General features: G+C 69.0%; 22 protein-coding genes, 2 tRNA genes and 1 pseudogene. 16 read left to right on the forward strand and 9 right to left on the reverse strand.

The window, feature by feature from the left end:
- The first annotated feature begins 81 nt into the window (after positions 1-81).
- From FHT26_RS19860 to FHT26_RS19870, 3 genes are read left to right on the forward strand one after another with little or no spacing between them, the layout of a single operon-like run.
- On the forward strand, positions 82-408 hold the full coding sequence (locus tag FHT26_RS19860) for a hypothetical protein (protein ID WP_246868010.1): 327 nt from the start codon (positions 82-84) through the stop codon (positions 406-408).
- Between the two features lie 23 nt (positions 409-431).
- Positions 432-998, forward strand: coding sequence for a CDP-diacylglycerol--glycerol-3-phosphate 3-phosphatidyltransferase (gene pgsA / locus FHT26_RS19865; protein ID WP_168561846.1), 567 nt, complete (start codon positions 432-434; stop codon positions 996-998).
- Positions 995-1,954, forward strand: a complete 960-nt coding sequence (locus FHT26_RS19870) for a DMT family transporter (protein ID WP_168561847.1) — start codon at positions 995-997, stop codon at positions 1,952-1,954. Before pgsA ends, FHT26_RS19870 begins: the two co-directional genes overlap by 4 nt.
- On the opposite strand, the gene FHT26_RS19875 is transcribed toward FHT26_RS19870, so the two are convergent.
- On the reverse strand, positions 1,860-2,837 hold the full coding sequence (locus tag FHT26_RS19875) for a LysR family transcriptional regulator (RefSeq protein WP_210427499.1): 978 nt from the start codon (positions 2,835-2,837) through the stop codon (positions 1,860-1,862). The two genes, FHT26_RS19870 and FHT26_RS19875, sit on opposite strands and share 95 nt — an antisense overlap.
- A 75-nt stretch (positions 2,838-2,912) precedes the next feature.
- Between FHT26_RS19875 and FHT26_RS19880 the strand changes: the two genes are divergently transcribed.
- The 7 genes from FHT26_RS19880 (at position 2,913) to FHT26_RS19910 (ending at position 9,467) form a co-directional block, all read left to right on the forward strand.
- Positions 2,913-3,791, forward strand: a complete 879-nt coding sequence (locus FHT26_RS19880) for an alpha/beta fold hydrolase (RefSeq protein WP_168561848.1) — start codon at positions 2,913-2,915, stop codon at positions 3,789-3,791.
- A gap of 3 nt (positions 3,792-3,794) precedes the next feature.
- A complete protein-coding gene (locus FHT26_RS19885) occupies positions 3,795-4,892 on the forward strand; it encodes a tartrate dehydrogenase (RefSeq protein ID WP_168561849.1) in 1,098 nt (365 codons plus the stop codon).
- A 266-nt stretch (positions 4,893-5,158) separates the two neighbouring features.
- Positions 5,159-5,431, forward strand: coding sequence for an HU family DNA-binding protein (locus tag FHT26_RS19890; RefSeq protein WP_047485758.1), 273 nt, complete (start codon positions 5,159-5,161; stop codon positions 5,429-5,431).
- A 25-nt stretch (positions 5,432-5,456) separates the two neighbouring features.
- Positions 5,457-5,532 (forward strand) — tRNA-Val (locus FHT26_RS19895).
- 128 nt (positions 5,533-5,660) lie between these two features.
- Complete coding sequence (locus tag FHT26_RS19900) at positions 5,661-7,598, forward strand: SurA N-terminal domain-containing protein (RefSeq protein WP_168561850.1); 1,938 nt, start codon at positions 5,661-5,663, stop codon at positions 7,596-7,598.
- A gap of 41 nt (positions 7,599-7,639) precedes the next feature.
- Positions 7,640-7,715: transfer RNA gene (locus FHT26_RS19905), tRNA-His, on the forward strand.
- Positions 7,716-8,147: 432 nt separating this feature from the next.
- Positions 8,148-9,467 carry a DUF4832 domain-containing protein gene (locus FHT26_RS19910; protein ID WP_168561851.1) on the forward strand — a complete coding sequence of 440 codons (1,320 nt, stop codon included), beginning with the start codon at positions 8,148-8,150 and terminating at the stop codon, positions 9,465-9,467.
- A gap of 51 nt (positions 9,468-9,518) precedes the next feature.
- On the opposite strand, the gene FHT26_RS30620 is transcribed toward FHT26_RS19910, so the two are convergent.
- The 5 genes and pseudogenes from FHT26_RS30620 to FHT26_RS19930 all read right to left on the reverse strand — a co-directional run bounded on the left by FHT26_RS30620 (position 9,519) and on the right by FHT26_RS19930 (position 15,840).
- Positions 9,519-10,682, reverse strand: a complete 1,164-nt coding sequence (locus FHT26_RS30620; RefSeq protein ID WP_490362804.1) for a hybrid sensor histidine kinase/response regulator — start codon at positions 10,680-10,682, stop codon at positions 9,519-9,521.
- Positions 10,683-10,718: 36 nt separating this feature from the next.
- Positions 10,719-11,531: pseudogene (locus tag FHT26_RS30625) on the reverse strand (PAS domain-containing protein); the annotation flags it as partial.
- A gap of 128 nt (positions 11,532-11,659) precedes the next feature.
- Positions 11,660-13,909, reverse strand: a complete 2,250-nt coding sequence (locus tag FHT26_RS19920; RefSeq protein WP_168561853.1) for a sensor histidine kinase — start codon at positions 13,907-13,909, stop codon at positions 11,660-11,662.
- A gap of 28 nt (positions 13,910-13,937) precedes the next feature.
- Positions 13,938-14,672, reverse strand: a complete 735-nt coding sequence (locus FHT26_RS19925) for a LuxR C-terminal-related transcriptional regulator (RefSeq protein ID WP_056814276.1) — start codon at positions 14,670-14,672, stop codon at positions 13,938-13,940.
- Between the two features lie 193 nt (positions 14,673-14,865).
- Complete coding sequence (locus FHT26_RS19930) at positions 14,866-15,840, reverse strand: NADPH:quinone oxidoreductase family protein (RefSeq protein ID WP_168561854.1); 975 nt, start codon at positions 15,838-15,840, stop codon at positions 14,866-14,868.
- A gap of 106 nt (positions 15,841-15,946) precedes the next feature.
- Here FHT26_RS19930 and surE point away from each other — a divergent pair, with 106 nt between their 5' ends.
- The 5 genes from surE to rlmD all read left to right on the forward strand — a co-directional run bounded on the left by surE (position 15,947) and on the right by rlmD (position 21,035).
- On the forward strand, positions 15,947-16,702 hold the full coding sequence (gene surE, locus FHT26_RS19935) for a 5'/3'-nucleotidase SurE (protein ID WP_168561855.1): 756 nt from the start codon (positions 15,947-15,949) through the stop codon (positions 16,700-16,702).
- Between the two features lie 61 nt (positions 16,703-16,763).
- Positions 16,764-17,579 carry a protein-L-isoaspartate(D-aspartate) O-methyltransferase gene (locus FHT26_RS19940; RefSeq protein WP_490362800.1) on the forward strand — a complete coding sequence of 272 codons (816 nt, stop codon included), beginning with the start codon at positions 16,764-16,766 and terminating at the stop codon, positions 17,577-17,579.
- The gene (locus tag FHT26_RS19945; RefSeq protein ID WP_490362801.1) at positions 17,579-18,544 is read left to right on the forward strand and encodes a peptidoglycan DD-metalloendopeptidase family protein; all 966 of its coding nucleotides are present in this window, start codon (positions 17,579-17,581) and stop codon (positions 18,542-18,544) included. Before FHT26_RS19940 ends, FHT26_RS19945 begins: the two co-directional genes overlap by 1 nt.
- Positions 18,545-18,579: 35 nt before the next feature.
- The gene (gene rpoS / locus FHT26_RS19950) at positions 18,580-19,647 is read left to right on the forward strand and encodes an RNA polymerase sigma factor RpoS (protein WP_168561857.1); all 1,068 of its coding nucleotides are present in this window, start codon (positions 18,580-18,582) and stop codon (positions 19,645-19,647) included.
- Between the two features lie 44 nt (positions 19,648-19,691).
- On the forward strand, positions 19,692-21,035 hold the full coding sequence (gene rlmD, locus FHT26_RS19955; protein WP_168561858.1) for a 23S rRNA (uracil(1939)-C(5))-methyltransferase RlmD: 1,344 nt from the start codon (positions 19,692-19,694) through the stop codon (positions 21,033-21,035).
- Between the two features lie 62 nt (positions 21,036-21,097).
- Here the strand turns inward: rlmD and FHT26_RS19960 are convergent, their stop codons facing one another.
- Positions 21,098-21,805 carry a Bax inhibitor-1 family protein gene (locus tag FHT26_RS19960; protein ID WP_168561859.1) on the reverse strand — a complete coding sequence of 236 codons (708 nt, stop codon included), beginning with the start codon at positions 21,803-21,805 and terminating at the stop codon, positions 21,098-21,100.
- 196 nt (positions 21,806-22,001) lie between these two features.
- Between FHT26_RS19960 and FHT26_RS19965 the strand changes: the two genes are divergently transcribed.
- On the forward strand, positions 22,002-22,403 hold the full coding sequence (locus tag FHT26_RS19965) for a GlcG/HbpS family heme-binding protein (protein ID WP_056814298.1): 402 nt from the start codon (positions 22,002-22,004) through the stop codon (positions 22,401-22,403).
- Between the two features lie 51 nt (positions 22,404-22,454).
- Here the strand turns inward: FHT26_RS19965 and FHT26_RS19970 are convergent, their stop codons facing one another.
- Both FHT26_RS19970 and bfr read right to left on the reverse strand, forming a co-directional pair.
- Positions 22,455-22,658, reverse strand: a complete 204-nt coding sequence (locus FHT26_RS19970) for a (2Fe-2S)-binding protein (protein ID WP_168562007.1) — start codon at positions 22,656-22,658, stop codon at positions 22,455-22,457.
- 120 nt (positions 22,659-22,778) lie between these two features.
- Positions 22,779-23,258 (reverse strand): bacterioferritin, encoded by a 480-nt coding sequence (bfr, locus tag FHT26_RS19975; RefSeq protein WP_056814305.1) that lies wholly within the window; start codon positions 23,256-23,258, stop codon positions 22,779-22,781.
- Between the last annotated feature and the right edge of the window lie 115 nt (positions 23,259-23,373).

The following is a 23,373-nucleotide window of genomic DNA, read 5'->3' on the forward strand; positions in this document are numbered from 1 at the left end:
CCTGCGCCGGCCCCTGCACCGGCTGCTGCTGCGCCTGCGCCATCGGCCGGCGGCTCCGTCAAGCTGACCGCGCCGGGCCCGGTGCGCAACTGGAACGAAGTGCGCCTGCAGGCCGCGCGCCGCATGGTCGCGTCGAACCCGAACGGCACCTACATGAGCCGCCCGCCCGACATCCTGCTGGCGATCCCGGTGCTCGAGGTCGAGCTGAACTCCGACGGCAGCGTGCGCCGCATCGACGTGCTGCGCTACCCGGGCCAGGCGCCCGAGACCACGCAGATCGCGATCGACGCGATCAAGCGCGCCGCGCCGTTCGGCGATGTGTCGAAGCTGCCGAAGCCCTGGAAGTTCGTCGAAACCTTCCTGTTCGACGACGACAAGCGCTTCAAGCCGCGCACGCTGGATCCCTGAAGAACTTGGGCACAATGCCGCCCATGTTCTTCAATCTCCCGACGCTGCTGACCTGGGCGCGCATCGTTTCGATTCCGCTGGTCGTCGGGGTGTTCTACCTCGACGTCAAGGAGCCGCACCAGAACCTGATCGCGACGGTGCTGTTCATCGTCGTCGCGCTGACCGACTGGGCCGACGGCTACCTGGCGCGCCGCCTCAACATGACGTCGTCGTTCGGCGCCTTCCTCGATCCGGTGGCCGACAAGTTCCTCGTCTGCGCCGCGCTGCTGGTGCTGGTGCACCTGGGCCGGCTGCATGCGCTGATCGCGCTGGTGATCATCGGCCGCGAGATCGCGATCTCGGCGCTGCGCGAATGGATGGCGCAGATCGGCGCCTCGCGCAGCGTCGCGGTGCACATGCTCGGCAAGGTGAAGACCACCGTGCAGATGATCGCGATCCCCTTCCTGCTGTACCACGGCACGCTGTTCGGCCTGATCGACACGCAGCTGTGGGGCACCTGGCTGATCTATGCATCGGCGGTGCTGACGATCTGGTCGATGGTGTACTACCTGCAGAAGGCGCTGCCGGAGATCCGAGCCAAGGTGCGATGAACTCCACCAGCGCGCGCGACCGCCTGCTGCAGGCGATGCCGCCGGTGTTCGTGCTGATCTGGAGCACCGGTTTCATCGTCGCGCGCTACGGCATGCCGCATGCGCCGCCGATCTCGTTCCTGTCGATGCGCTACGCGCTGTCGGTGCTGTGCTTCGGCGCGTGGATCGCGATCTCGCGAGCGGCCTGGCCGAGCGGCCGCGCGCAGTGGCTGCACCTCGCGGTCTCGGGCGTGCTGATGCATGCCGGCTACCTGGGCGGCGTGTGGGCCGCGGTCAAGTCGGGCATGGGCGCCGGCACGATCGCGCTGCTGGTCGGCCTGCAGCCGGTGCTGACGGCGGTGTGGCTCAGCGTCATGTCGACCGCGGGCGACGGCGAATCGCGCGTCTCGTCGCGCCAGTGGCTCGGGCTGGTGCTCGGCCTGTCGGGCCTGCTGCTGGTCGTGTGGCGCAAGCTCGGTGCCGGCGAGCTGACCGCCTGGAACCTGTCGCTTGCCGCCTTCGCGCTGCTGTGCATCACGGTCGGCACGCTGTACCAGAAGCGCTTCGTCGCGCCCTGCGACGTGCGCACCGCCAACACCGTGCAGCTGCTGGCCGCGCTGGCGGTCAGCCTGCCGGTCGCGCTGTGGGAGGCACTGGTCGAGCACGAGGCGATCGTGTTCCATCCGCACCTGATCGGCGCGATGGCCTGGTCGGTGATCGGCCTCACGCTGGGCGGCAGCTCGCTGCTGTACCTGCTGATCCAGCGCGGCGCCGCCACGCGCGTCACCAGCCTGCTCTACCTGGTGCCGCCGACCACCGCGCTGATGGCCTGGCTGTTGTTCGGCGAGTCGATCACGCCGACGATGGTGCTGGGCATGGCGCTCACCGCCGTCGGCGTGGCGCTGGTGGTGCGCTCGCCGGCCCCGGCTGCTGGTGCGGCGGTGCCAGCCACGGCGGCGTCGCCAAGGCCTGAATGAGCTGCTGCTGAAGCAGGCGCACTCGGCGCGGCACGCTGCTGTTCGGCGCGCGCGGCGGCAGCACCCAGTGCACGTCGGCATCGAGCATCGCGTAGCGCGGCAGCACCTGTTGCAGGCGGCCGCTGCGCAGGTGCTCGTGCACGTCCCACAGCGAGCGCAGCATCAGCCCGTGGCCGGCCAGCGCCCAGTCGCGCACGACCTCGCCGCTGTTGCTCGCGAGCGGGCCGTTCACCCGCATCGTCACCGCGGCACCGCGAGGCGACAGGTCCTGCAGGCGCCAGGTGGCGGGCTGGTCGTCGTTCTCGCTGACGACCAGGCAGGCATGCTGCGCGAGCTCGTCGAGCGCCTGCGGCACGCCGGCACGCTGCAGGTAGGCCGGCGCGCCGACGATGATCCGCCGGTTCGATGCCAGCCGGCGCGTGACGACGTTCGGATCGCGCGGCGCCCACAGCCACACCGCGGCGTCGAAGCCGGCGGCCCGCAGGTCGGGCAGCTGCTCGCGCAGGTGGAGCTGCACCTGCACCTGCGGGTACGCCGCATGGAACTGCGCCAGCAGCGGCCCGAGCCACGCATGGCCGAAGCCGAACGAGCTGCACAGCCGGATCAGGCCGCGCGGCTCGTCGTGGCGCTCGGTCAGCTGCGCCTGCAGCTGCTCGAAGCCCTGCAGCAGCGACCGCGCCTGCGCCAGGAAAGCCTCGCCATGCGGCGTGAGCTGCAGCCGGCGCGTGCTGCGGTGGAACAGCCGCAGCCCGAGCCGCGACTCCAGCGCCGCCAGCCGCTTCGACACCGCCGGCGGTGCCAGGTCGAGCTGGCGCGCCGCGGCGGCCAGGCTCCCCAGCTCGGCCGCGCTGCTCACCAGCAGCAGGTCGGAGCGCTCGATCATTGATGCCTCCAGGGAACGAATGGGTTTCCAGATTATTGCTTGATGACCCCGGGCGACCGCACCAGAATGCGCCGCATGTTCGAAGCATTCGAGAGCCGGCGCTTCGCCGTCGATGGGGCCGAAATCCATGCGCGGGTGGGCGGGCAGGGCGCGCCGCTGCTGCTGCTGCACGGCCATCCGCAGACGCATGCGATGTGGCACCGCGTGGTGCCGCAGCTCGCGCAGCGGTTTCGCATCGTCGCGATGGACTTGCGCGGGTATGGCGATTCGTCGCGGCCCGCGCCGGACGACGCGCATGCGATGCACGGCAAGCGCGCGATGGCGCGCGATGCGGTCGACGTGATGGCGCAACTCGGCCACCCGCGCTTCGCGGTGTGCGCGCACGACCGCGGCGCACGCGTGGCGCACCGGCTTGCGCTCGATCATCCGCAAGCGGTGTCGCGGCTGCTGCTGCTCGACATCGCGCCGACGCTTGCGATGTACGAAGGCACGACCGATGCCTTCGCACGCGCCTACTGGCACTGGTTCACGCTGATCCAGCCGGCGCCGCTGCCGGAGCGGATGATCGGCCACGACCCGGTGTTCTACCTGCGCAGCGTGATGGGCCGGCGCCATGCCGGGCTGGCCGCGTTCGATGCGGCGGCACTCGCCGAATACGAGCGCTGCATCGCGCTGCCGGGCAGCGTGGCGTCGATCTGCGAAGACTACCGGGCCTCCGCCACCATCGACCTCGACCATGACCGCGCCGACCGCGCGGCCAGGCGCGGCATCGAGGCACCGCTGCGCGTGCTGTGGGCCGAGCACGGCGCCGTCGGGCGCTGCTTCGACGTGCTCGCGCTGTGGCGCGCCGTCGCACGCGACGTGAGCGGTCGGGCCGTGCCCTGCGGCCATTACATCGCCGAGGAATTGCCCGAGCTGCTGCTCGCCGAGATGAACGATTTCCTGAAGGACTGAACGATGAATTCGCCGAAGAAGACCCACCGCATCGCCGTCATCGCCGGCGACGGCATCGGCAAGGAAACCATGCCCGAGGGGCTGCGCGTGCTCGAGGCGGTGGCCGGCCGCTTCGGCATCGGGCTGCAGTTCGACCATTTCGATTTCGCGAGCTGGGACTGGTACGAGCGCCACGGCCAGATGCTGCCGGACGACTGGAAGGACCGGATCGGCGGCCACGATGCGATCTTCTTCGGCGCGGTCGGCTGGCCCGAGAAGATCCCCGACCACGTCTCGCTGTGGGGCTCGCTGCTGAAGTTCCGCCGCGAGTTCGACCAGTACGTGAACCTGCGGCCGGCGCGGCTGATGCCCGGCATCCGTTCGCCGCTGGTGGGCCGCGACGGCCGGCCGCGCGCGCCCGGCGAGATCGACATGATGATCGTGCGCGAGAACACCGAGGGCGAGTACTCCAGCATCGGCGGGCGCATGTACGAAGGCAGCGAGCGCGAGATCGTGATCCAGGAGACGGTGATGTCGCGCGTCGGCGTCGACCGGGTGCTGAAGTTCGCGTTCGACCTGGCGCAGTCGCGGCCGCGCCGCAAGCTGACCTCGGCCACCAAGTCGAACGGCATCTCGATCACGATGCCCTACTGGGACGAGCGCGTCGAGGCGATGGCCCGCACCTATCCCGGCGTGGCGGTCGATCGCTTCCACATCGACATCCTGACCGCGCATTTCGTGCAGCGCCCCGAGGTGTTCGACGTGGTGGTCGCGAGCAACCTGTTCGGCGACATCCTGTCCGACCTCGGGCCGGCCTGCACCGGCACCATCGGCATCGCGCCATCGGCCAACCTGAACCCGGCGGGCACGCACCCGTCGCTGTTCGAGCCGGTGCACGGCTCGGCGCCCGACATCGCCGGGCGCGGCATCGCGAACCCGATCGGGCAGATCTGGTCGGGCGCGATGATGCTCGACCACCTGGGCCACCGCGACGCGCACGATGCGGTGCTGCGCGCGATCGAGACGGTGCTCGAGCCGTCGTCCGGTGCGCCTCGCACCCCCGACCTGGGTGGTGCGGCCCGCACCGCCGACCTGGGCCGCGCGATCGCCGAAAGCATGTGACGCCACATGACAGGCGGGGTGGCCGACACGGCTGCAACCCGCGCCGAATATGACGCGGACAGCCTATTGTCAAGCGAGGAAGCACGCTCGCGGACGCTGCCTTCGGATGCAGCTGATTACGCATAGAATCCGCTTCCGCGCTTGACACTGTGGGTGCCTGAGGCTGTAATCGTTCGAGCCGATGGCCCCATACCGCGCGGCCCGGATCCAGGCTCCACACCCATCCAGATTCTTTTCAAGACACCTTTTTTTGAGGGGGTACCTTCGTGAACAAATCCGAACTGATTGAGCACATCGCCAAGCAGGCCGACATCTCCAAAGCAGCAGCGACGCGCGCGCTCGAAGCTCTGATCGGCGGCGTGAAATCCACGCTGAAGAAAAACAACAGCGTGTCGCTCGTTGGCTTCGGCACCTTCAGCGTCAGCAAGCGCGCCGCACGTGCCGGCCGCAACCCGCGCACCGGCGCCACCATCAAGATCAAGGCCGCCAAGGTGCCGAAGTTCCGTCCGGGCAAGGCCCTGAAAGACGCGGTCAACTGAAGACCGCGGGCGACCGGAAGCATCCGGGTGCTTAGCTCAGTTGGTAGAGCGGCGCCCTTACAAGGCGTAGGTCGGGGGTTCGAGCCCCTCAGCACCCACCACGGGACACCGTTGCGCAAACGCTAGAATCCGCGCCGTGTCCACCCCCCAAAGGCGAACCCAGGTTCGCCTTTGTTGCATTTGAAGCAGCGCCGTCCGGCTGCACAGCGATCACCGTTCGAGGCCATCGATGTTTGAATTTGTTCGCACGCACAACCGCCTGTTCCAGTTCCTGTTGCTGATACTGGTCGTTCCCGCCTTCGTGCTGACCGGGGCTTACCAAGGCTATCGCTCGATGGCCGGCAGCGGTGGCGTCGCGAGCGTCGATGGTCACAAGATCACACAAGTCGAGTGGGATGCCGCCCAGCGCGACCAGGTCGATCGCATCCGCCGCCAGGCCCCGAACGTCGACATCCGCATGTTCGACACGCCTGCGATGCGTCGGCAGACGCTGGACAACCTGGTGCGCGAACGCGTGCTGCAGACCGCGGCCGCGAAGGCGAACTTCATCGCCACGCCCGATCGCGTGCTGAACGTCTACATGAACGATCCGCAGTTCGCGCAGTTCCGCGGCGCCGGTGGTGGCTTCGACAAGGAGGCGCTGACGGTCGCACTGTCGGCGCAGGGCATGACGGTGGCCGGCTTCGAGCAGACGCTGCGCCAGCAACTTGAGATGCGCCAGGTGATGTTCGGCATCGGCGGCACCGTGTTCGCGCCGGCCGCGGCGGCGTCGAGCGCGATCGACGCGATGTTCCAGCAGCGCGAGTTCCAGCAGCAGCGCTTCGACACCAAGGACTACCTCGCGAAGGTGTCGCCGACCGATGCCGAGATCCAGGCCTACTACAAGGACCCGGCGAACGCCTCGCAGTTCATGTCGCCGGAGCAGGCCAACATCGAGTACGTGGTGCTCGACGTCGACGCGATCAAGAAGACGCTGACGGTGCCCGAAGACAAGCTGCGCGAGTACTACAAGGAAAACGAGAAGCGCTTTGCCGTCGCCGAAGAGCGCCGCGCGAGCCACATCCTGATCAAGGCCGACAAGTCGGCGCCGGCCGCCGAGCGCGCGCAGGCCAAGGCGAAGGCCGAAGCCCTGCTGGCCGAGGTCAAGAAGAACCCGGCGAGCTTCGCCGACGTGGCCCGCAAGAATTCGCAGGACACCGGTTCGGCGGTGAATGGCGGCGACCTCGACTTCTTCGGCCGCGGCGCGATGGTCAAGCCCTTCGAGGATGCGGCGTTCGCGCTGAAGCCTGGCGGCATCAGCGGTGTGGTCGAAAGCGATTTCGGCTACCACATCATCCAGGTGACGCAGGCCCGCGGCGGCGAGACGAAGAGCTTCGAGCAGGTGCGCCCGGAGATCGAGGACGAGGTCAAGAAGCAACTCGCGCAGGCCAAGTTCTCCGAGGCGGCGGTCGAGTTCACCAACACGGTCTACGAGCAGCCGGACAGCCTGAAGCCGGTGGCCGACAAGCTGAAGCTGACGGTGCAGACCGCGCAGGGCGTGACCCGCACGGCCGGCCCGGCGGCCAAGGGCCCGCTCGCATCGCCGAAGTTCCTCGAAGCGCTGTTCGGCAACGACGCGCTGCGCAACAAGAAGAACACCGAAGCGGTCGATGCCGGTTCGAGCCAGTTGATCTCGGGCCGCATCGTGACCTACAGCCCGGCCGCGATGAAGCCGCTGGCCGACGTCACTGCCAGCGTGAAGGAAAAGCTGGTGGCCCGGCAGGCGGCGGCACTGGCGCGCAAGGAAGGCGAGGCCCGGCTGGCCGAACTGCGCAAGGCGCCTGAGACGGCGCTGGCCGATCCGGCGCAGCTGGTGTCGCGCGCACAGTCGCGCGACCTGCCGAAGCCGCTCGTCGATGCCGTGCTGAAGGCCCCGGCCGCCAAGCTGCCGGCGGTCGAAGGTGTCGACCTGGGCGACCAGGGCTACGTGGTCGTGAAGGTCACCAAAGTGCTGGGTCGCGACCCGGTGGCGGCCGACCCGGCGCGCTCGCAAAGCCAGTACGCGCAGGCGTGGGCCGCGGCCGAGGCACAGGCCTACTACGTTGCGTTGAAGAGCCGCTTCAAGGTCGACGTGCACCCGGCGGCCGGTGCGGCCGAAGAAGCCGCAGCGAGCAACGCCGCCAACTGATCGAATGGCCTGCGGATGAGGCTATACTCCGAAGTTCGGCGGTGGCTGTAGCTCAGTTGGTAGAGTCCAGGATTGTGATTCCTGTCGTCGTGGGTTCGAGTCCCATCAGCCACCCCACCCAATAGCTGGAAACAACGGGCACTTCGGTGCCCGTCGTCGTTTCCAGGGCCGCTTCAACACGTTGTGAAAAGCAAGTTGCCAAGCTTCACCGATGGCTGGCAAGGCGCAGGCTGCGCGTCTCGATAATTCGAGCATCCCCAGCCAATGGCAAGCGCCGTCCACTCGATGAGAATCAGAAAGAATGTCCGGAGGCTGATGGCCTTGGTGGCGCTGTGCGCCAACAGCGCGTTCGTCGCGGGCTGCGGTGGTGGCACGGATGACGCCCCGCAACAGGGCGGTCCTGCTCCTGCACCGGCAGCGACGCCCTCTCCCGCGCCTGCACCTGCACCTGCACCTGCACCTGCACCTGCGCCTGCGCCTGCGCCTGCGCCTGCGCCTGCGCCGTCACCCGCACCCGCACCCGCACCCGCACCCGCACCCGCGCCGACGGTGTCCGCGCAATTCACCGCGACCACCGCCGAGATCCCGAACCCCGAGCGCGGCTTCTACCGCTGGGCCTGGTCGGACCTGGACCAGTTCAGCAAGGCCGACGGTGCCGACGCGTACACGAACGGTTTCCGCGTGCTCTACGCGATGGTCCGGCTCGACGCCTACAAGGACGCGGCGCTGCCTGCCAGCCTGCTGGACGGGCTGCGCGCCGGCTTCGCCAACGCCAGGCAATCGGGCGTGAAGCTCATCCCGCGCTTCGTCTACAACTACCCGGACGGCGAGACCGAGTACCGCAATGCCACCGACGCATCGCTCAGCCGCGTGCTCGCCCACATCGCCCAGCTCAAGCCGGTGCTGCAGGAGAACGCCGACGTCATCGCCTACCTGCAGGCGGGCTTCATCGGGGCCTGGGGCGAGTGGCACACCTCGTCGAACGGGCTGACCAATGCGAGCAGCCGCACGAGCATCCGCGATGCCTTGCTCGATGCGCTGCCTCGGGAGCAGTTCGTCCAGTTCCGCTACCCGCCGTACGTGATGGAATGGTTCGCGACGCCGCCGACGGAATCGACCGCCTTCGACGGATCGGCCGGATCACGCTCGGGTGTGCACAACGACTGCTTCCTCGCCAGCGCGACCGACGTCGGCACCTACAGCGACAACGCCACGACGAGGCAGCAGCAGCGCAGCTACACGATGGCCCTCGCCAGGGTGACGCCGTTCGGCGGCGAGACCTGCAACCCGGCCGACGACGCCGGCGCTCAGCCGCGGACCAGCTGCGCGGACATCCTCGCCGAAGGCAGGCAGTTCTCGCTGACCTACCTGAACAACGACTACTACACCGAAGCCTTCCATGCCCGCTGGAAGCAGGACGGATGCTACGACGAGGTCAAGCGCCTGATGGGCTACCGGCTCGAGTTCGTCTCGGCCGAACACGCCGCCAGCGCGACGGTCGGTGCCGCGTGGGCGATGCGATTCACCGTGCGCAACGTCGGCTGGGCCAGGCCGTTCAAGGCCCGCCCGGTCAGCCTGCTGCTGAAGCACCGAAGCACCGGCAACGTCGTGAAGCTCGCGACGTCCGTCGATCCCCGGACCTGGACGGCGGGCAACACCTTCACCCACGAGCTGTCGCTGACCGTCCCGGCGGGCACGCCAGCCGGCGAGCACGACGTCTACATCGCGCTGCCCGATGGCGCGGGGCAGCTCGGCAACGACGCACGTTATGCAGTGCGTCCGGCCAATGCAGACAATGCAGCCAGCCGGCAGGCCTGGGACGCGTCATTGGGGGCTTTCCGCCTCGGCACCGCGCTGACGGTGAAGTAGGGTGCAGGGTGGGCGTCTCGGTGTTGCGATGCCTTTCAACGCCAGGCGCGCTCAACGTCCCACCAGGTTCGCCACCGTCAGCACCAGCTCGGTCACGTCGAACGGCTTGGCCAGGTGGGCCTGGTAGCCGGCGAGGAGCGATTTCTTGCGGTCGTCGGCGCGCGCGAACGCCGTCAGCGCGAGTGCCGGAATGCGGTCGTTGCGCGTTTCGCCGGCACGCAGCGAGCGCATGAACTGGTAACCGTCCATCGTCGGCATGCCGATGTCGCTGACGATGACGGCCGGGCGGCTCTGCTGCAGCGCCGCCAGCGCGTCGTGTGCCGACGCGAAGACCGTCACCTGGGCGCCCTGGTCCTCGAAGACGCGCCGCAGCAGCTCGCGTGCATCGGCCTCGTCGTCGAGGATGAAGGCATGCACGCCACCGAGCCGGGGCAGCGCCTGCGAATCGGCCGGCGCCGGCTGCACGGCCGGTGGCTCGCACTGCGCCGCTTCGGCCTCCAGCTGCACATGGTCCATCGGCAGGTCGACGACGAAGCTCGCCCCTTGGCCGTCGCCGGCGCTGGCGGCCCTGATCGTGCCGCCGTGCAGTTCCACCAGCTGCCTGCAGATCGCGAGCCCGAGGCCCAGGCCACCGAAGGCTCGCGTGGTCGAGCTGTCGTTCTGCGAGAAGCGGTCGAACACCTGCGGCAGGAAGCTCGCCGGAATGCCGATGCCGGTGTCGCTGACGGTCAGCTCCACCCGCGGCCCGACCCGCTGGACGTCGACCTGCACCTGGCCGCCGTCCGGCGTGAACTTGATGGCGTTGGTAAGCAGGTTCCACACCACCTGCTGCAGGCGCCCGCTGTCGCCGAGCACGGTCGACGCGGCCGGGTCGAGCCGCGCAGCGAGGCGCAGGTTCTTGGCCTCCGCCGCCGGCCGGGCCGAATCGACGGCGGCCTGCACCACGTCCAGCAGCGGGATCGGTTGCGCATCGATGCGTACCTTGCCCGCCATGATCCGGCTCAGGTCGAGCAGGTCGTCGATCAGCTTGACCTGCGCGCGCGCATTGCGCTCGATCACGTCGACGGCCCGTTCCAGATCGACCGGCCTGCCGCCGCCGCCGGCCCGCCGCAGCACCTGCGTCCAGCCGAGGATGGCGCTCAGCGGCGTGCGCAGTTCGTGCGACAAGGTCGCGAGGAACTCGTCCTTCATGCGGGTCGCACGCTGCGCTTCCATGCGGGCGCCGCGTTCTGCCTGCAGCAGTTCGTCGCGTTGCCTGCCGGCCGCTTCGGCGGCCTCGGCCTGCCGGCGCTCGGTCAGGTCGCGCGTCAGCTTCGCGAAGCCGAGCAAGCGGCCGTCGTCGTCGCGCAGCGCGGTGATCGTGACGTTGGCCCAGAACATCGAGCCGTCGCGACGCACTCGCCATCCCTCGTCGACGAAGCTTCCCTTCTCGCTGGCCACCTGCAGTTCGTGGTCGGGCCAGCCGCTCGCGCGCGCCTCGTCGGGGTAGAAGACCGAGAAGTGCTTGCCGACGATCTGCGCGGCGGTGTAGCCCTTGATGCGTTCGGCGCCGACGTTCCACGTGGCGACCACGCCGTTGGCATCGAGCATGAAGATGGCGTAGTCGGCCACGCCCTCGACCAGCAGGCGAAACCGCTCCTCGCTGCGGCGCAAGGCTTCCTCGTGGCCGCGGCGCTGCGTGAGGTCGCGCGTGACCTTGGCGAAGCCGATCAGCCGGCCGTCGGGCGTGCGCATCGCGGTGATGACGACGTTGGCCCAGAATTGCGAGCCGTCCTTGCGGACGCGCCAGCCCTCGTCCTCGAACGAGCCGTCGCTGGCGGCCACCTCGAGCTCGTGGGCGGGCAGGCCGCGCGCGAGGGCCTCTGCCGGATAGAAGCGCGAGAAGTGTTCGCCGATGATCTCGTGCGCGCGGTACCCCTTGAAGCGCTCGGCGCCGGCGTTCCAGGTGACGACCCGGCCCTCGGGACTCAGCATGAAGATGGCGTAGTCCCGGACGCTCTCGACGAGCAACCGGAAACGTTCTTCGCTGTGATGTTCAGGGTCCGCGGGCGGGTCGGCGGTCATCCCGTAACCCTAGCACAGCGATAGCGGTGAACTTGGGGAACTCGCCACCGGCCGACGGGCCGGCGTCGCCCTCCGTCATCGCCCGCTGCCCGAGTTGCGCATACGCGCACGGATGCCGTCGAACGACGTCAATGCCTTTCCGACAGCTGGCGGATCGTCACCCGGCACCGGATCCCGAGCGCGCCGGCTTCCTTCCACTCGACTTCGCCGCCCAGTTGCTTCACCCGTTTGCGCACGCCGCCCAGCCCGAGGCCGTGGGCCCAGGCCTGCGGGTTGCGACCGATGCCGTTGTCGGTGATGGTCAGCTCCAGCCGGTCCTGCAGCAGGTGGAACTCGATGTCGACGCGGCGTGCCTTCGCGTGCGCGATCGCGTTGCTCACCAGCTCGCGCATCACGCGCGTCAGCGCCGACCACTGCACCACCGTCAGCGAGATGTCGCGGTCGAAGCTCAGGTTCCAGCCGAGTTCGATGTGGGCCGCGGTCAGGCGCTGCGTCAGGTCGGCCTTCCATTCGGCCGACGCATGCGACAGCGGATGGTTCGGCGCGGCGAGTCCGCGCGTCAGCGTCTTCAGGTCCTGCAGCGTGTGCCGCACGTACTCTTCCATCTCGGGCGACTGCGCCTTGTACATCAGCGTCAGCAGCCGGGCGCCGATGTCGTCGTGCAGGTCTTGCGCCAGGCGCAGCCGCTCCTCGCTGCGGCCCTGTTCGACGGCCTTGTCGAACGCGATCGCCCGACGCAATTGCTCGAGGATGCGCTCGGCCAGCCGCGCGTCTTCCGACGTGAAGAGCCGCCGCCCGCGGTGCGCGAAACGCAGCACCACCGAGCACGGCAGGCCGTCGCCGACGCCGGGCAGCTGCGGCACCGGCACCACCAGCGTCGAGCCGTCGCCGGCGACGCGCGCGCTGCGCGTCGCCTTCTCGACCACCACCGCTTCCATCGGCTCGAACAGCTCGCGCAGCAGCTGCATCAGCATGTCGGAGGCGCGCTCGGGATGCGTCTCGACCTCGCGCGCCATGCGGTAGAGCTTCTCGAACATGCGCTCGGTGGTCAGCACGTTGCTGCCGAGCAGCTGGTTCAGGATCCACTGCCGCGCGCCGGAGTAGATGCCCAGCGACAGGAACAGTGCCAGCGTCACCGAGGCGAACTGCCCGAGCGAGAACACCGCGACGAACAGCAGGTCGAGCGAGGTCGCGATGGTGCTCACCGCCGCCAGCAGCGAGAACTCGCGCATCACCTGCTGCGATTTCGACAGGAAGGGCACCAGCAGCAGCAGCGACGCGAAGAACACGTACCAGACCGCCGGGCCGATGCTGGCCACCTGCTGCTGCACCGCCGGCATCCGGTGGCCGGCGGCGATCGCGATCGTCAGCAGCAGCCAGGTGCTGATCGCCATCACGCCGAAGCGGCGCATCACGACCGCGAACGGGTGCGGCTCGCGCCGGTACGACCAGCTCAGCAGGCCGAGCGCGGCGAGCCCCAGCAGGAGCACGCCGCCCTGTGCCCACCACCACGCGCCGCGCAGCGACCCGCCGGCGCACAGCACCGCGAGCAGCGGCGCGATGCTCCAGCCGGCCCACGCGATGTGCCGCCCGCCGGCCGGCCGCTGTGGCGCGGGGCAGGCGGCGTGCACCAGCGCGGCCGCGGTGAGCAGGTCGAAGGCCAGGCGCAGCGGCAGGTCCCAGCGCAGGAAGCCGAGCGGCAGCCCGAGCTGCAGCGTCGACTCGACGGCCATGAACGCGAGGCTGCCGGCCTGGCACAGCGAGGCCACGGCATACAGCAGGTTGCGCATCGACGGCTTGGCCAGCAGCACCACCATCGCCACCAGGTACAGCGTCAGGCTCAGCGCCGACAGCACCCAGAACATCGTGCCGAGCCGCGCCAGCCCGCGCGGCTGCAGCGCCAGCTCGACCTGCCGGCCGCCGATGAAGAACACCCGCACCGTGCTGCCGCCCATCACCGCGGCGACCTGCTGGTGCTGGTCGACCTGTCGCTCGCGCTGCGCGTCGCTGGCGATCCAGCGCGGCGAGCGCTGCAGCGCCAGGCCATCGACGATCGCGACCTGCCCGTTGTCGTTCAGCAGCCCGACCAGCGCGCGGCCTTCGAGCGGCTTCAGTGCCGCGTCGTCGGTGCGCACCAGTTCGATCTCGCCCTGCGCGCCGACGCGCCAGTCGGCCGGCAGGTGCGGCTGCGCGGCCAGCCAGCGGGCCGTCATCACGAGCGCGACGCAGCCGAGCAGCGCGGCCACCACCAGCAGGCGCAGCCGCCAGCCCATCCAGCGCGACAGGCGCTGGTCGTCGCCGAGCGCGTGGTCGATCAGCCCGGAATCGAGCGCCGAATCGGCGTGCAGGCTCGCCGGCCGTGACGCGGAGTTGTCCATGCGTGGTCAGCCCCGGAGGGCCATGGACCTAGACCAGGCCCTGCTTGCTGGCCAGCACGGCGGCTTCGGCGCGGCTGGACACGTTGAGCTTCTTGTAGATCGACTTGATGTGGTCGTTGACGGTGAACCACTTGATGCCCATCAGGTTCGCGATCTCCTTGATCGTGAAGCCCTTGCTGAGGTAGGTCAGCACCTCGCTCTCGCGCGGCGTCAGGCGCTCGTGGTCGAGCGGCGCGCCGCGGCCGAGCGGCATCGGCCGGCTGCTCTGGAAGCCCGACGGTGCCGGCTCGGACAGCCCGCCCATGCCGCCCGGGCCCTGGCGGAAGTGGCCGAGCAGGCGCCGCGCGATGGCCGGCGACAGTGGCGGCTGGCCGCGCACGATCTTCTGCAGTTCTTCGACGAGCACCTCGAAACGGTCTTCCTTCAGCAAGTAGCCGTCGGCACCGCACTGCAGCGCGGGGAACAGGTGGTCGTCGTCGGAGTAGAGCGTGGTGACGATCTTGGTGGCCGGATAGCGGGCCAGCTCGGCCAGCAGTTCCATGCCGTTGCCGTCGGGCAGTTCGAGGTCGACCAGGATCAGCTTGAAGGGGTCGGTCGCCGCGTCGACCTTCTGGTGGTCGGGCAGGCCGATGTGGCGGCGCGCACTCTCGAGGTCGCCGGCTTCGGTGATCGCGATCGTGTCGCTGAAACTTTCGCGCACCACCCGGCACAGGAAGCTGCGGGCGACCGGGTTGTCTTCAACGATCAGGACCTTGATTGCCATGCCATGTGCCGAGGAGCGTGCGCGACCTGCGATCGTAGCGCACTCCCCCTGCAACAAGCTGTGTCGAGCCGTGTATCGCACGGCCTGGGGCCCCCTGGATTGGGGGGCGTTCGCAGGCGCGCCGGGCCGCCCCAAGCCGGCCCGCGCAGGCGGGCTTGGAGCCGCGGCCATCGTTCCCCTCGACCGAGGGTCGTCAATTCTCCAGGACGATCTTGCCCTGCACCTGCCGGCTGCCCATGCGGGCGAAGGCATCCGACAGTCCGCTCATCGGCAGCCTGCAGTCGATGGCCGGCTTGATCCGGCCCTGCGCATACCAGCCGGCCAGCTCGGCCAGCGCGCGGGCGTTGTGCTTCGGCTCGCGGCGGGCGAACTCGCCCCAGAACACGCCGACGATGGATGCGCCCTTCAGCAGCGCCAGGTTCAGCGGCAGCGCCGGGATGCCGCCTTGCGCGAAGCCGATCACCAAGTAGCGGCCCCGCCAGGCGATCGAGCGGAACACCGGCTCGGCGAGGTCGCCGCCGACCGGGTCGTAGACCACGTCGGGGCCCTGGCCCTTCGTCAGCGCCTTCAGTTCCTCGCGCAGTTGGCCGCGGCTGTAGTTGATGGTCTCGTCGGCACCGAGCTGCTTGCAGAAGCTGCATTTCTCGTCGGTGGATGCGGCGGCGATCACCCGCGCGCCGGCCGCCTTCGCGATCTGGATCGCCGCGCTGCCGACGCCGCCGGCCGCGCCCAGCACCAGCACCGTCTCGCCGGACTGCAGCGCCGCGCGGTCCATCAGCGCATGGTGGGTGGTGCCGTAGGTGCACAGGAACGCGGCCGCATCGTCGAACGCGAAGCCCTGCGGCAGCGGCATCAGCAGCGCGGCGTTCACGCAGGCATGCGTCGCGAAACCGCCGGTGCCGGCGAACGCGGCGACCGCATCGCCGACCTTCAGGTGCGTGACGCCTTCGCCGACCGCATCGACCACGCCGGCGTATTCGGCGCCCGGCACGAAGGGCAGCGGCGGCTTGATCTGGTATTTGTTCTGGACGATCAGCAGGTCCGGGAAGTTCAGGCTCGCGGCGCGGATCGCGACGCGCACCTCGCCGGCGGCCGGCTGCGGTGTCGGCAGCTCGGTCCAGGTCAGCGCTTCGGGGCCGATGGGGTTCTCGCACAACCAGGCTTGCATCGTGTCGTCTCCTTGGGTGACGCGGGGTGGGCGCCGGATGATAGGCAGGCAGCTCGCCTGCATGCGTCGCGCAGGTGACGCGCCCCTACATCCCTACAATCGCCCGATGCGCATTCTCATCGCCAACGACGACGGCTACCTCGCCCCCGGCCTGGCGGCCCTGGTGAAAGCCTGCGAAGGGCTGGGCGAGATCGATGTGGTGGCCCCGGAGCAGAACGCGAGCGGCACTTCGAACTCGCTGACGCTGCACCGGCCGCTGTCGGCCTTCACCGCGGCCAACGGCTTCCGCTACATCAACGGCACGCCATCCGATTGCGTCCACGTCGCGCTGACCGGGCTGCTGCCACGCAAGCCCGACCTGGTGCTGTCGGGCATCAACAACGGCGCCAACATGGGCGACGACACGCTGTATTCGGGCACCGTCGCGGCCGCGATGGAGGGCTTCCTGTTCGGCATCCCGTCGATCGCGTTCTCGCAGGTCGACAAGGGCTGGGCGCAGGTGGATGCCGCCGCGCGGCTCGCACGCTCGCTGGTCGAGCAGATCCTCGCGAACCCGCCGGCGCCTGGAGCCTGGCTGCTCAACGTCAACATCCCGAACCGGCCCGATGCCGCCGAGCTGCCGCGCCGCATCACGCGGCTGGGCCGCCGCCATGCGAGCGAGCCGGTGATCTGCCAGCAGAACCCGCGCGGCGAACCCATCTACTGGATCGGCCCGGCCGGCGATGTCCGCGAAGCGGGCGAGGGCACCGATTTCCATGCCACCGCGAACGGCTGCGTGTCGATCACGCCGCTGCAGGTCGACCTGACCGACCATGCCCGGCTGCCCGCGTGGCGGCAGTGGTCGCAAGCGGTGGGCGCATGAGACACCCTGTGTCAACCCCCCGCCGTTTGAAGCAGAGCCCTGGCAGCACGAAGGTCATCCAGTGAGCGAAGCCCCGAAGCGACCGAAGTTCCCGCTGCAACTCGATCGGCTCGCGCCACCCGCCAAGGGCCGCGAGCCGTTGCGGCCGCAGCGGCCGGTGCAGCAGGCGGCCGCTGCCGTTGCGGCTTCGGCGCGCAGAGTGGGTCCGACCGGCCTGGGACTCGATTCGGCCGGCGTGCGCCAGCGCATGGTCGACCGGCTGCGCAGCGGCGGCGTGCGCGATGAACTGGTGCTCGGCGCGATGAGCCGCGTGCCGCGCCATGCGTTCGTCGACGCCGCGCTGGTCAACCAGGCCTATGAAGACACCAGCCTGCCGATCGGCCTCGGGCAGACCATCTCGAAACCGTCGGTGGTGGCCCGCATGATCGAGCTGCTGATGGCCAGCCCCGCCGCGCGCACCCGTCGCACGCTGGGCCGCACGCTCGAGATCGGCACCGGCTGCGGCTACCAGGCGGCGGTGCTCGCGCAGTTGTCGCGGCAGGTGCTGTCGGTCGAGCGGCTCAAGCCGCTGCACGACAAGGCGCGCGAGTTGCTCGCGCCGCTGCGTCTGACGGACATCAGGCTGGTGTATGGTGACGGGATGCGGGGACACCCGCCGAACGCGCCGTACGACAGCATCATCTCGGCCGCCGGCGGCGACAATCTGCCGCAGGCCTGGCTCGATCAACTGGCCGTCGGCGGCCGCCTGGTGGCCCCGGTGCAGCGGACCGCAGGGCAGGGCCAGGTGCTGGTGGTGGTCGACAGAACAGAGGGTGGCTACGAGCGCACGGTCCATGAGGCGGTGTTGTTCGTCCCCCTAAAATCAGGAACGGATTGATGACAGTGGCAGTGATGGCAAGCATCTCGACTCCTGCGGCAACGCGTCGCCGCCCGGCCCGCCCCCGATCGATCGCCATCGTGCTGGCGGCGCTCGTCCTCGCGGCCTGTTCGTCGCCGAAGATCAAGGCGCCGGTCGAGGACCGCGGCGGTCCGCGCGCGCCGGTCGCGACGGCCGGTGGAACGCCCGGTGCGCAAGGCACGCCGGGCGCAACGCCCGCACCGCTCGGCGTGCCGGAAGGCGTGAAGCCGCTGCCGGGTGCCGAGAACGCCGGCAAGCCGGGCTTCTACACGGTGAAGCCGGGCGACACGATGATCCGCGTCGGGCTCGAGACCGGCCAGAACTGGAAAGACCTGATCAAGTGGAACAACCTCGACAACCCGAACGTCATCGAGGTCGGCCAGGTGCTGCGCGTCGTGCCGCCGGGTGCGGACCCGAACGCCGTGGCCACGCGCGGCGTGACCGCCGCGAAGGTCGACGTGAAGCCGCTCGATGCGCCGCGTGCCGCGTCGGGCGCATCGGGTGTGTCGGTCGCGTCGGCAGCCTCGACGCCGGTCGCGCTGCCGCCCGCGGCAGCGGCCACGCCGCGCGATGACGACGACGTCAATTGGCAGTGGCCCGCCACCGGTGCGGTGGTGGCCGGCTTCGACGACGTGCGCAGCAAGGGCCTGTCGATCTCCGGCAAGGCCGGCGACCCGGTGCTGGCGGCGGCCGACGGGCGGGTCGTGTACGCCGGCTCCGGCCTGCGCGGCTACGGCAACCTGGTGATCCTGAAGCACAACAGCACCTTCCTGACGGCCTACGCGCACAACCAGGCGCTGCTGGTCAAGGAAGACCAGACCGTGCGCCGTGGCCAGAAGATCGCCGAGATGGGCTCTTCCGATTCCGACAGGGTGCTGCTGCATTTCGAGATCCGCAAGCTCGGCAGGCCGATCGATCCGGCCAAACTGCTGCCGCCGCGCTGAGGCGCGGCCCACCTTCCTCCCGCCCGGACAACAGCATGGCCAAGAAGCGCAGCACACTGAACGGGCATGCGCTGGGGCAGGAGGCCGCGGTGAGGCCGCCACTGCCGGCGCTGAGGATGGACAGCACACCGCCGGTGGGGGCTGCCGAGGCCGCCGAACCCACCGAACCCCCACCCGACGGCGACCCGCACGAGCAGGCCGAGGCCTCGTCCGATGACGCGCGCCCGGCGATCGAGATCGCCGCCGGCGATGGCGAGGTCGGCAACACGCTGCAGACCTACCTGCGCGACATCCGGCGCGCGCCGCTGCTGACGCCCCAGGAAGAATTCGACACCGCCACCAAGGCGCGTGCCGGCGACTTCGGCGCGCGCCAGCTGATGATCGAGCGCAACCTGCGGCTGGTGGTCAGCATCGCGAAGAACTACCTGGGCCGCGGCCTGCCGATGACCGACCTGATCGAGGAGGGCAACCTCGGGCTGATGCACGCCATCGGCAAGTTCGAGCCGGAGCGCGGCTTCCGCTTCTCGACCTACTCGTCGTGGTGGATCCGCCAGAGCATCGAGCGCGCGATCATGCACCAGGCCCGGCTGGTGCGGCTGCCGGTGCACGTGGTGCGCGAGCTGAACCACGTGGTGAAGGCGCGCCGCGCGCTCGAGGCCGACGGCCTGCATGGCGACGGCACCGACAAGCCGGTGCGGGTCGAGGACATCGCGCTGCGCGTCGGCCGGCCGGTGCAGGAGGTCAGCGACCTGCTGAAGTTCGCCGAGCTGCCGGCCTCGCTCGACGCGCCGATCGACCGCGAGAACTCCGAATCGATGATCGACAGCGTGGCCGACGAGGGCGCGAGCGATCCGCTGTCGACGACGCTGAACCACGAGATCGACGTGCTGCTGCAGCACGGGCTCGACGAGCTGAACGACCGCGAGCGCGAGGTGCTGTCGGGCCGCTACGGCCTGCGCGACCGCGAGCCCGAGACGCTGGAGGTGCTGGCTGAGCGGCTTGGCCTCACGCGCGAGCGCATCCGCCAGATCCAGCAGGAGGCGCTGGTCAAGCTGAAGCGCCGCATGGCGCGCAGCGGGGTCGATCGCGATTCGATCTTCTGACCGGGGAGCCGAAAACCGCACTTGCGGCCTGAGACAATCGCCGGATGACAGCAAGCGATGAATGGCTGACGGTCGAATCCCTCGACCTCGAAGCGCAAGGCGTGGCGCACAACGCCGAAGGCAAGGTGGTGTTCATCGAGGGCGCGTTGCCCGGTGAGCAGGTCCAGGTCAGCGTGGGGCGCCGCAAGAACAACTGGGAGCAGGCGACGATGACGGCGCTGCGCCGCGAGAGCTCGCAGCGCGTGACGCCGGGCTGCCGGCATTTCGGCACCTGTGGCGGCTGCAAGATGCAGCACTTCCACGTCGGCGCGCAGGTCGCGACCAAGCAGCGGGCGCTCGAAGACGCGCTGTGGCACCTCGGCAAGACCAAGGCCGAGCGCGTGCTGCGGCCGATCGAGGGGCCCGCATGGGGCTACCGCTACCGGGCGCGGCTGTCGGTGCGGCATGTCGTCAAGAAGGGTACGGTGCTGGTGGGCTTCCACGAGCGCAAGTCCAGCTACGTGGCCGACATGGACAGCTGCGAAGTGCTGCCGCGCCACCTGAGCGACCTGCTTCTGCCGCTTCGGGCGCTGATCGGTGCGATGGACCAGCGCGACCGGCTGCCGCAGATCGAGGTGGCGATCGGCAGCGAGGTCACGGCGCTGGTGCTGCGGCACCTCGAGCCGCTGAGCGACGGCGACCTGCAGCGGTTGCGCGAGTTCGCGGCGGCGAACGCCATCCAGTGGTGGCTGCAGCCCAAGGGGCCGGACACGGTGCACCTGCTCGACGAAGGCGGCCCGCCGCTCGCCTACGGGCTGCCGGAGTTCGGCATCACGATGCCGTTCAAGCCGACCGACTTCACGCAGGTCAACCACCAGATCAACCAGGTGCTGGTGTCGCGGGCGCTGAAGCTGCTCGCGGCCGGGCCGGACGAGCGGGTGATCGACTGGTTCTGCGGGCTCGGCAATTTCACGCTGCCGATCGCGACGCAGGCGCGCGAGGTGCTCGGCATCGAAGGCAGCGAGTCGCTGGTCGCGCGCTCGCGCGAGAACGCGCAGGTCAACGGGTTGGCGCACAAGACCTCGTTCGTCGCGCGCAACCTGTTCGAGATCACGCCGGCCGAGCTGGCCGGGTATGGCAATGCGCAGAAGTGGCTGGTCGATCCGCCGCGCGAAGGGGCGTTCGCACTCGCGAAGGCGCTGGCCGACCTGCACGAGAATCCGTCGGCGGCACCGGGCTATGTGCCGCCGAAGCGCATCGTCTACGTGAGTTGCAACCCGGCGACGCTCGCACGCGATGCCGGGCTGCTGGTGCACCAGGCGGGCTACCGCTGCACGGCGGCCGGGGCGGTGAACATGTTCCCGCACACGGCGCATGTGGAGAGCATGGCGGTGTTTGAACGCGCTTGATCGCGGAGCTCAAAAAGAGAAAGGGGCCCGAGGGCCCCTTTCTTCATGGTCAGCGGATCCGCTTACTCGCGGTCGCCGCCGAAGATGCCGAGCAGGTTCAGCAGATTCACGAACACGTTCAGCACGTCGAGGTAGATCGCGAGCGTTGCCGACACGTAGTTCGTCTCGCCGCCATCGATCACGCGCTTCATGTCGTACAGCATGTACGCCGAGAAGATCACGACCGCGAGGGTCGAGACCACCATCGAGAGCGCGGTCATCTGGAAATAGATGTTGGCCAGGCTCGCGATGATCAGCCCGATCACGCCGACGAACAGCCACTTGCCCCAGCTGGCGATGTCGCGCTTGATCGTGGTGGCCAGCGTGGCCATGCCGAAGAACACGAGGCCGGTGCCGCCGAAGGCCAGCACGATGAGCTGGGCGCCGTTGCGATAGCTGCCGAGCACGCGCCCGATCGTCAGCGACAGGATCAGGCCCATGAAGAACGTGAAGCCCAGCAGGACCACGACGCCGAGGGCCGAGTTCTGCGTGTGCTTGATCGCGAAGATGAAGCCGAAGGCGACGGCCAGGACCGCGATGAAACCGAGCAGCGGGCTGCCGACCAGCAGGGCGCCGAAATTCATCGTGACGCCGAGCCATGCGCCGAGGACGGTGGGCACCATCGACAGTGCGAGCAGCCAGTAGGTGTTGCGAAGGACCCGGTTGCGCTGTTCAGCGCTCGGAACCGAGCCGATGTAGCCGCCGTAGGCAGCTTGCAGGTGGTCGTTCATGAATCCTCCAGAGAGTCGAACCACGGGTGTGGACCCGGACGGCGCATTGTAGTTCCCGGTAACAACTGACATGGGCGGACATGGATCCCGGCACCGGATTGGTTTGCGCCGGCGCAGGGGTGTCCTGCGCCGGCGGGCCTTGGCCGGGTCGCCGCGCTCGCACTACAGTGCGGCTTTCCCAACTCCTGCCCTGCGCATGAACAGCAAACCCGTGTTGACCCTCGACGACGTGAAGCGCATCGCCGCCGCCGCCGAGGCCGAGGCCTTGAAGAACCAGTGGGCCGTGACGATCGCGATCGTCGACGACGGCGGGCACCTGTTGTGGCTGCAGCGGCTGGACGGCGCGGCGCCGATTTCGTCGCACATCGCTCCCGGCAAGGCGCGCACCGCGGCGGTCGGCCGGCGCGAGAGCAAGGTCTACGAAGACATGATCAACCAGGGCCGCAGCGCGTTCCTGAGCGCGCCGACGCTCGAAGGCATGCTCGAAGGCGGCGTGCCGATCCTGGCGCAGGGCCAGTGCGTCGGTGCGGTCGGGGTCAGCGGGGTGAAGTCGAGCGAGGACGTGCAGATCGCGAAAGCGGGGATCGCGGCGCTCTGAGTCGTTGCCGGGTCGCCGTGCGGCGCTGGCAATCGTCAGGCGGTCAGGCGGTCAGGCGGCGATCTTCAGCGGGATGATGGTCCCGCCTTGCGTGGCACTGGAGGTTTCGAACACCTCGCGCGCGCAGTCTTCGCAGCGCCCGCAGCAGGTGGCGACGCCGGTTTCCAGCTGCAGCGAATCGAAGCTGTCGCAGCCGCCCTGGACATGCCGTTCGATGTCCCGGTCGGAAACGCGTTCGCAGACACACACGATCATCAGATGCACTCCCGGCCGCCGAGCGAGGGCCGACGAGGGCATCTTAAACAAGAACGATTCGCACTTCAAGCCTGGGGACATCCCCGCACCGCGGGGGTGCGAGGAATCGGTCACGCAGGCTTATGCCTCGACTTCACCCATTTGTGACTGGAGGTAGTTCTGCAGGCCGACCTTGTCGACCAGGTCGAGCTGCGTCTCCAGAAAGTCGATGTGCTCCTCGGTGTCGTCGAGGATTTCCTGCAGCAGGTCGCGCGAGACGTAGTCGCGCACCGTCTCGCAGTGGGCGATGCCGTCCTTGATGGTGGCCTGGGCGCCTTGCTCCGACTTCAGGTCGCACTGCAGGATCTCGACGGTGTCTTCGCCGACCATCAGCTTGCCCAGGTCCTGCAGGTTCGGCAGCCCGTCGAGCGTGAAGATGCGCGTCATCAGCTTGTCGGCATGCTTCATCTCGCCGATCGACTCGGCGTATTCCTTGGCGGCCAGCTTGTCGAGGCCCCAGTGCTTGAGCATCCGGTAGTGCAGGAAGTATTGGTTGATCGCGGTGAGCTCGTTCTTCAGCTGCGCGTTCAGGTGTTCGATGACTTTCGGGTCGCCCTTCATGTGTGGCTCCTTCTTGTTGGGTGAGGGGTCGGATCAGCGCGCATTATCCGAGCCGATCGGCGCGCAATGAAACGCAAATCCGACTGCAGCGCTCGCGTTGCAAGCGGCAATCGCT

This window comes from Rhizobacter sp. SG703 (genome assembly GCF_012275445.1).
GTDB lineage: Bacteria > Pseudomonadota > Gammaproteobacteria > Burkholderiales > Burkholderiaceae_C > Rhizobacter.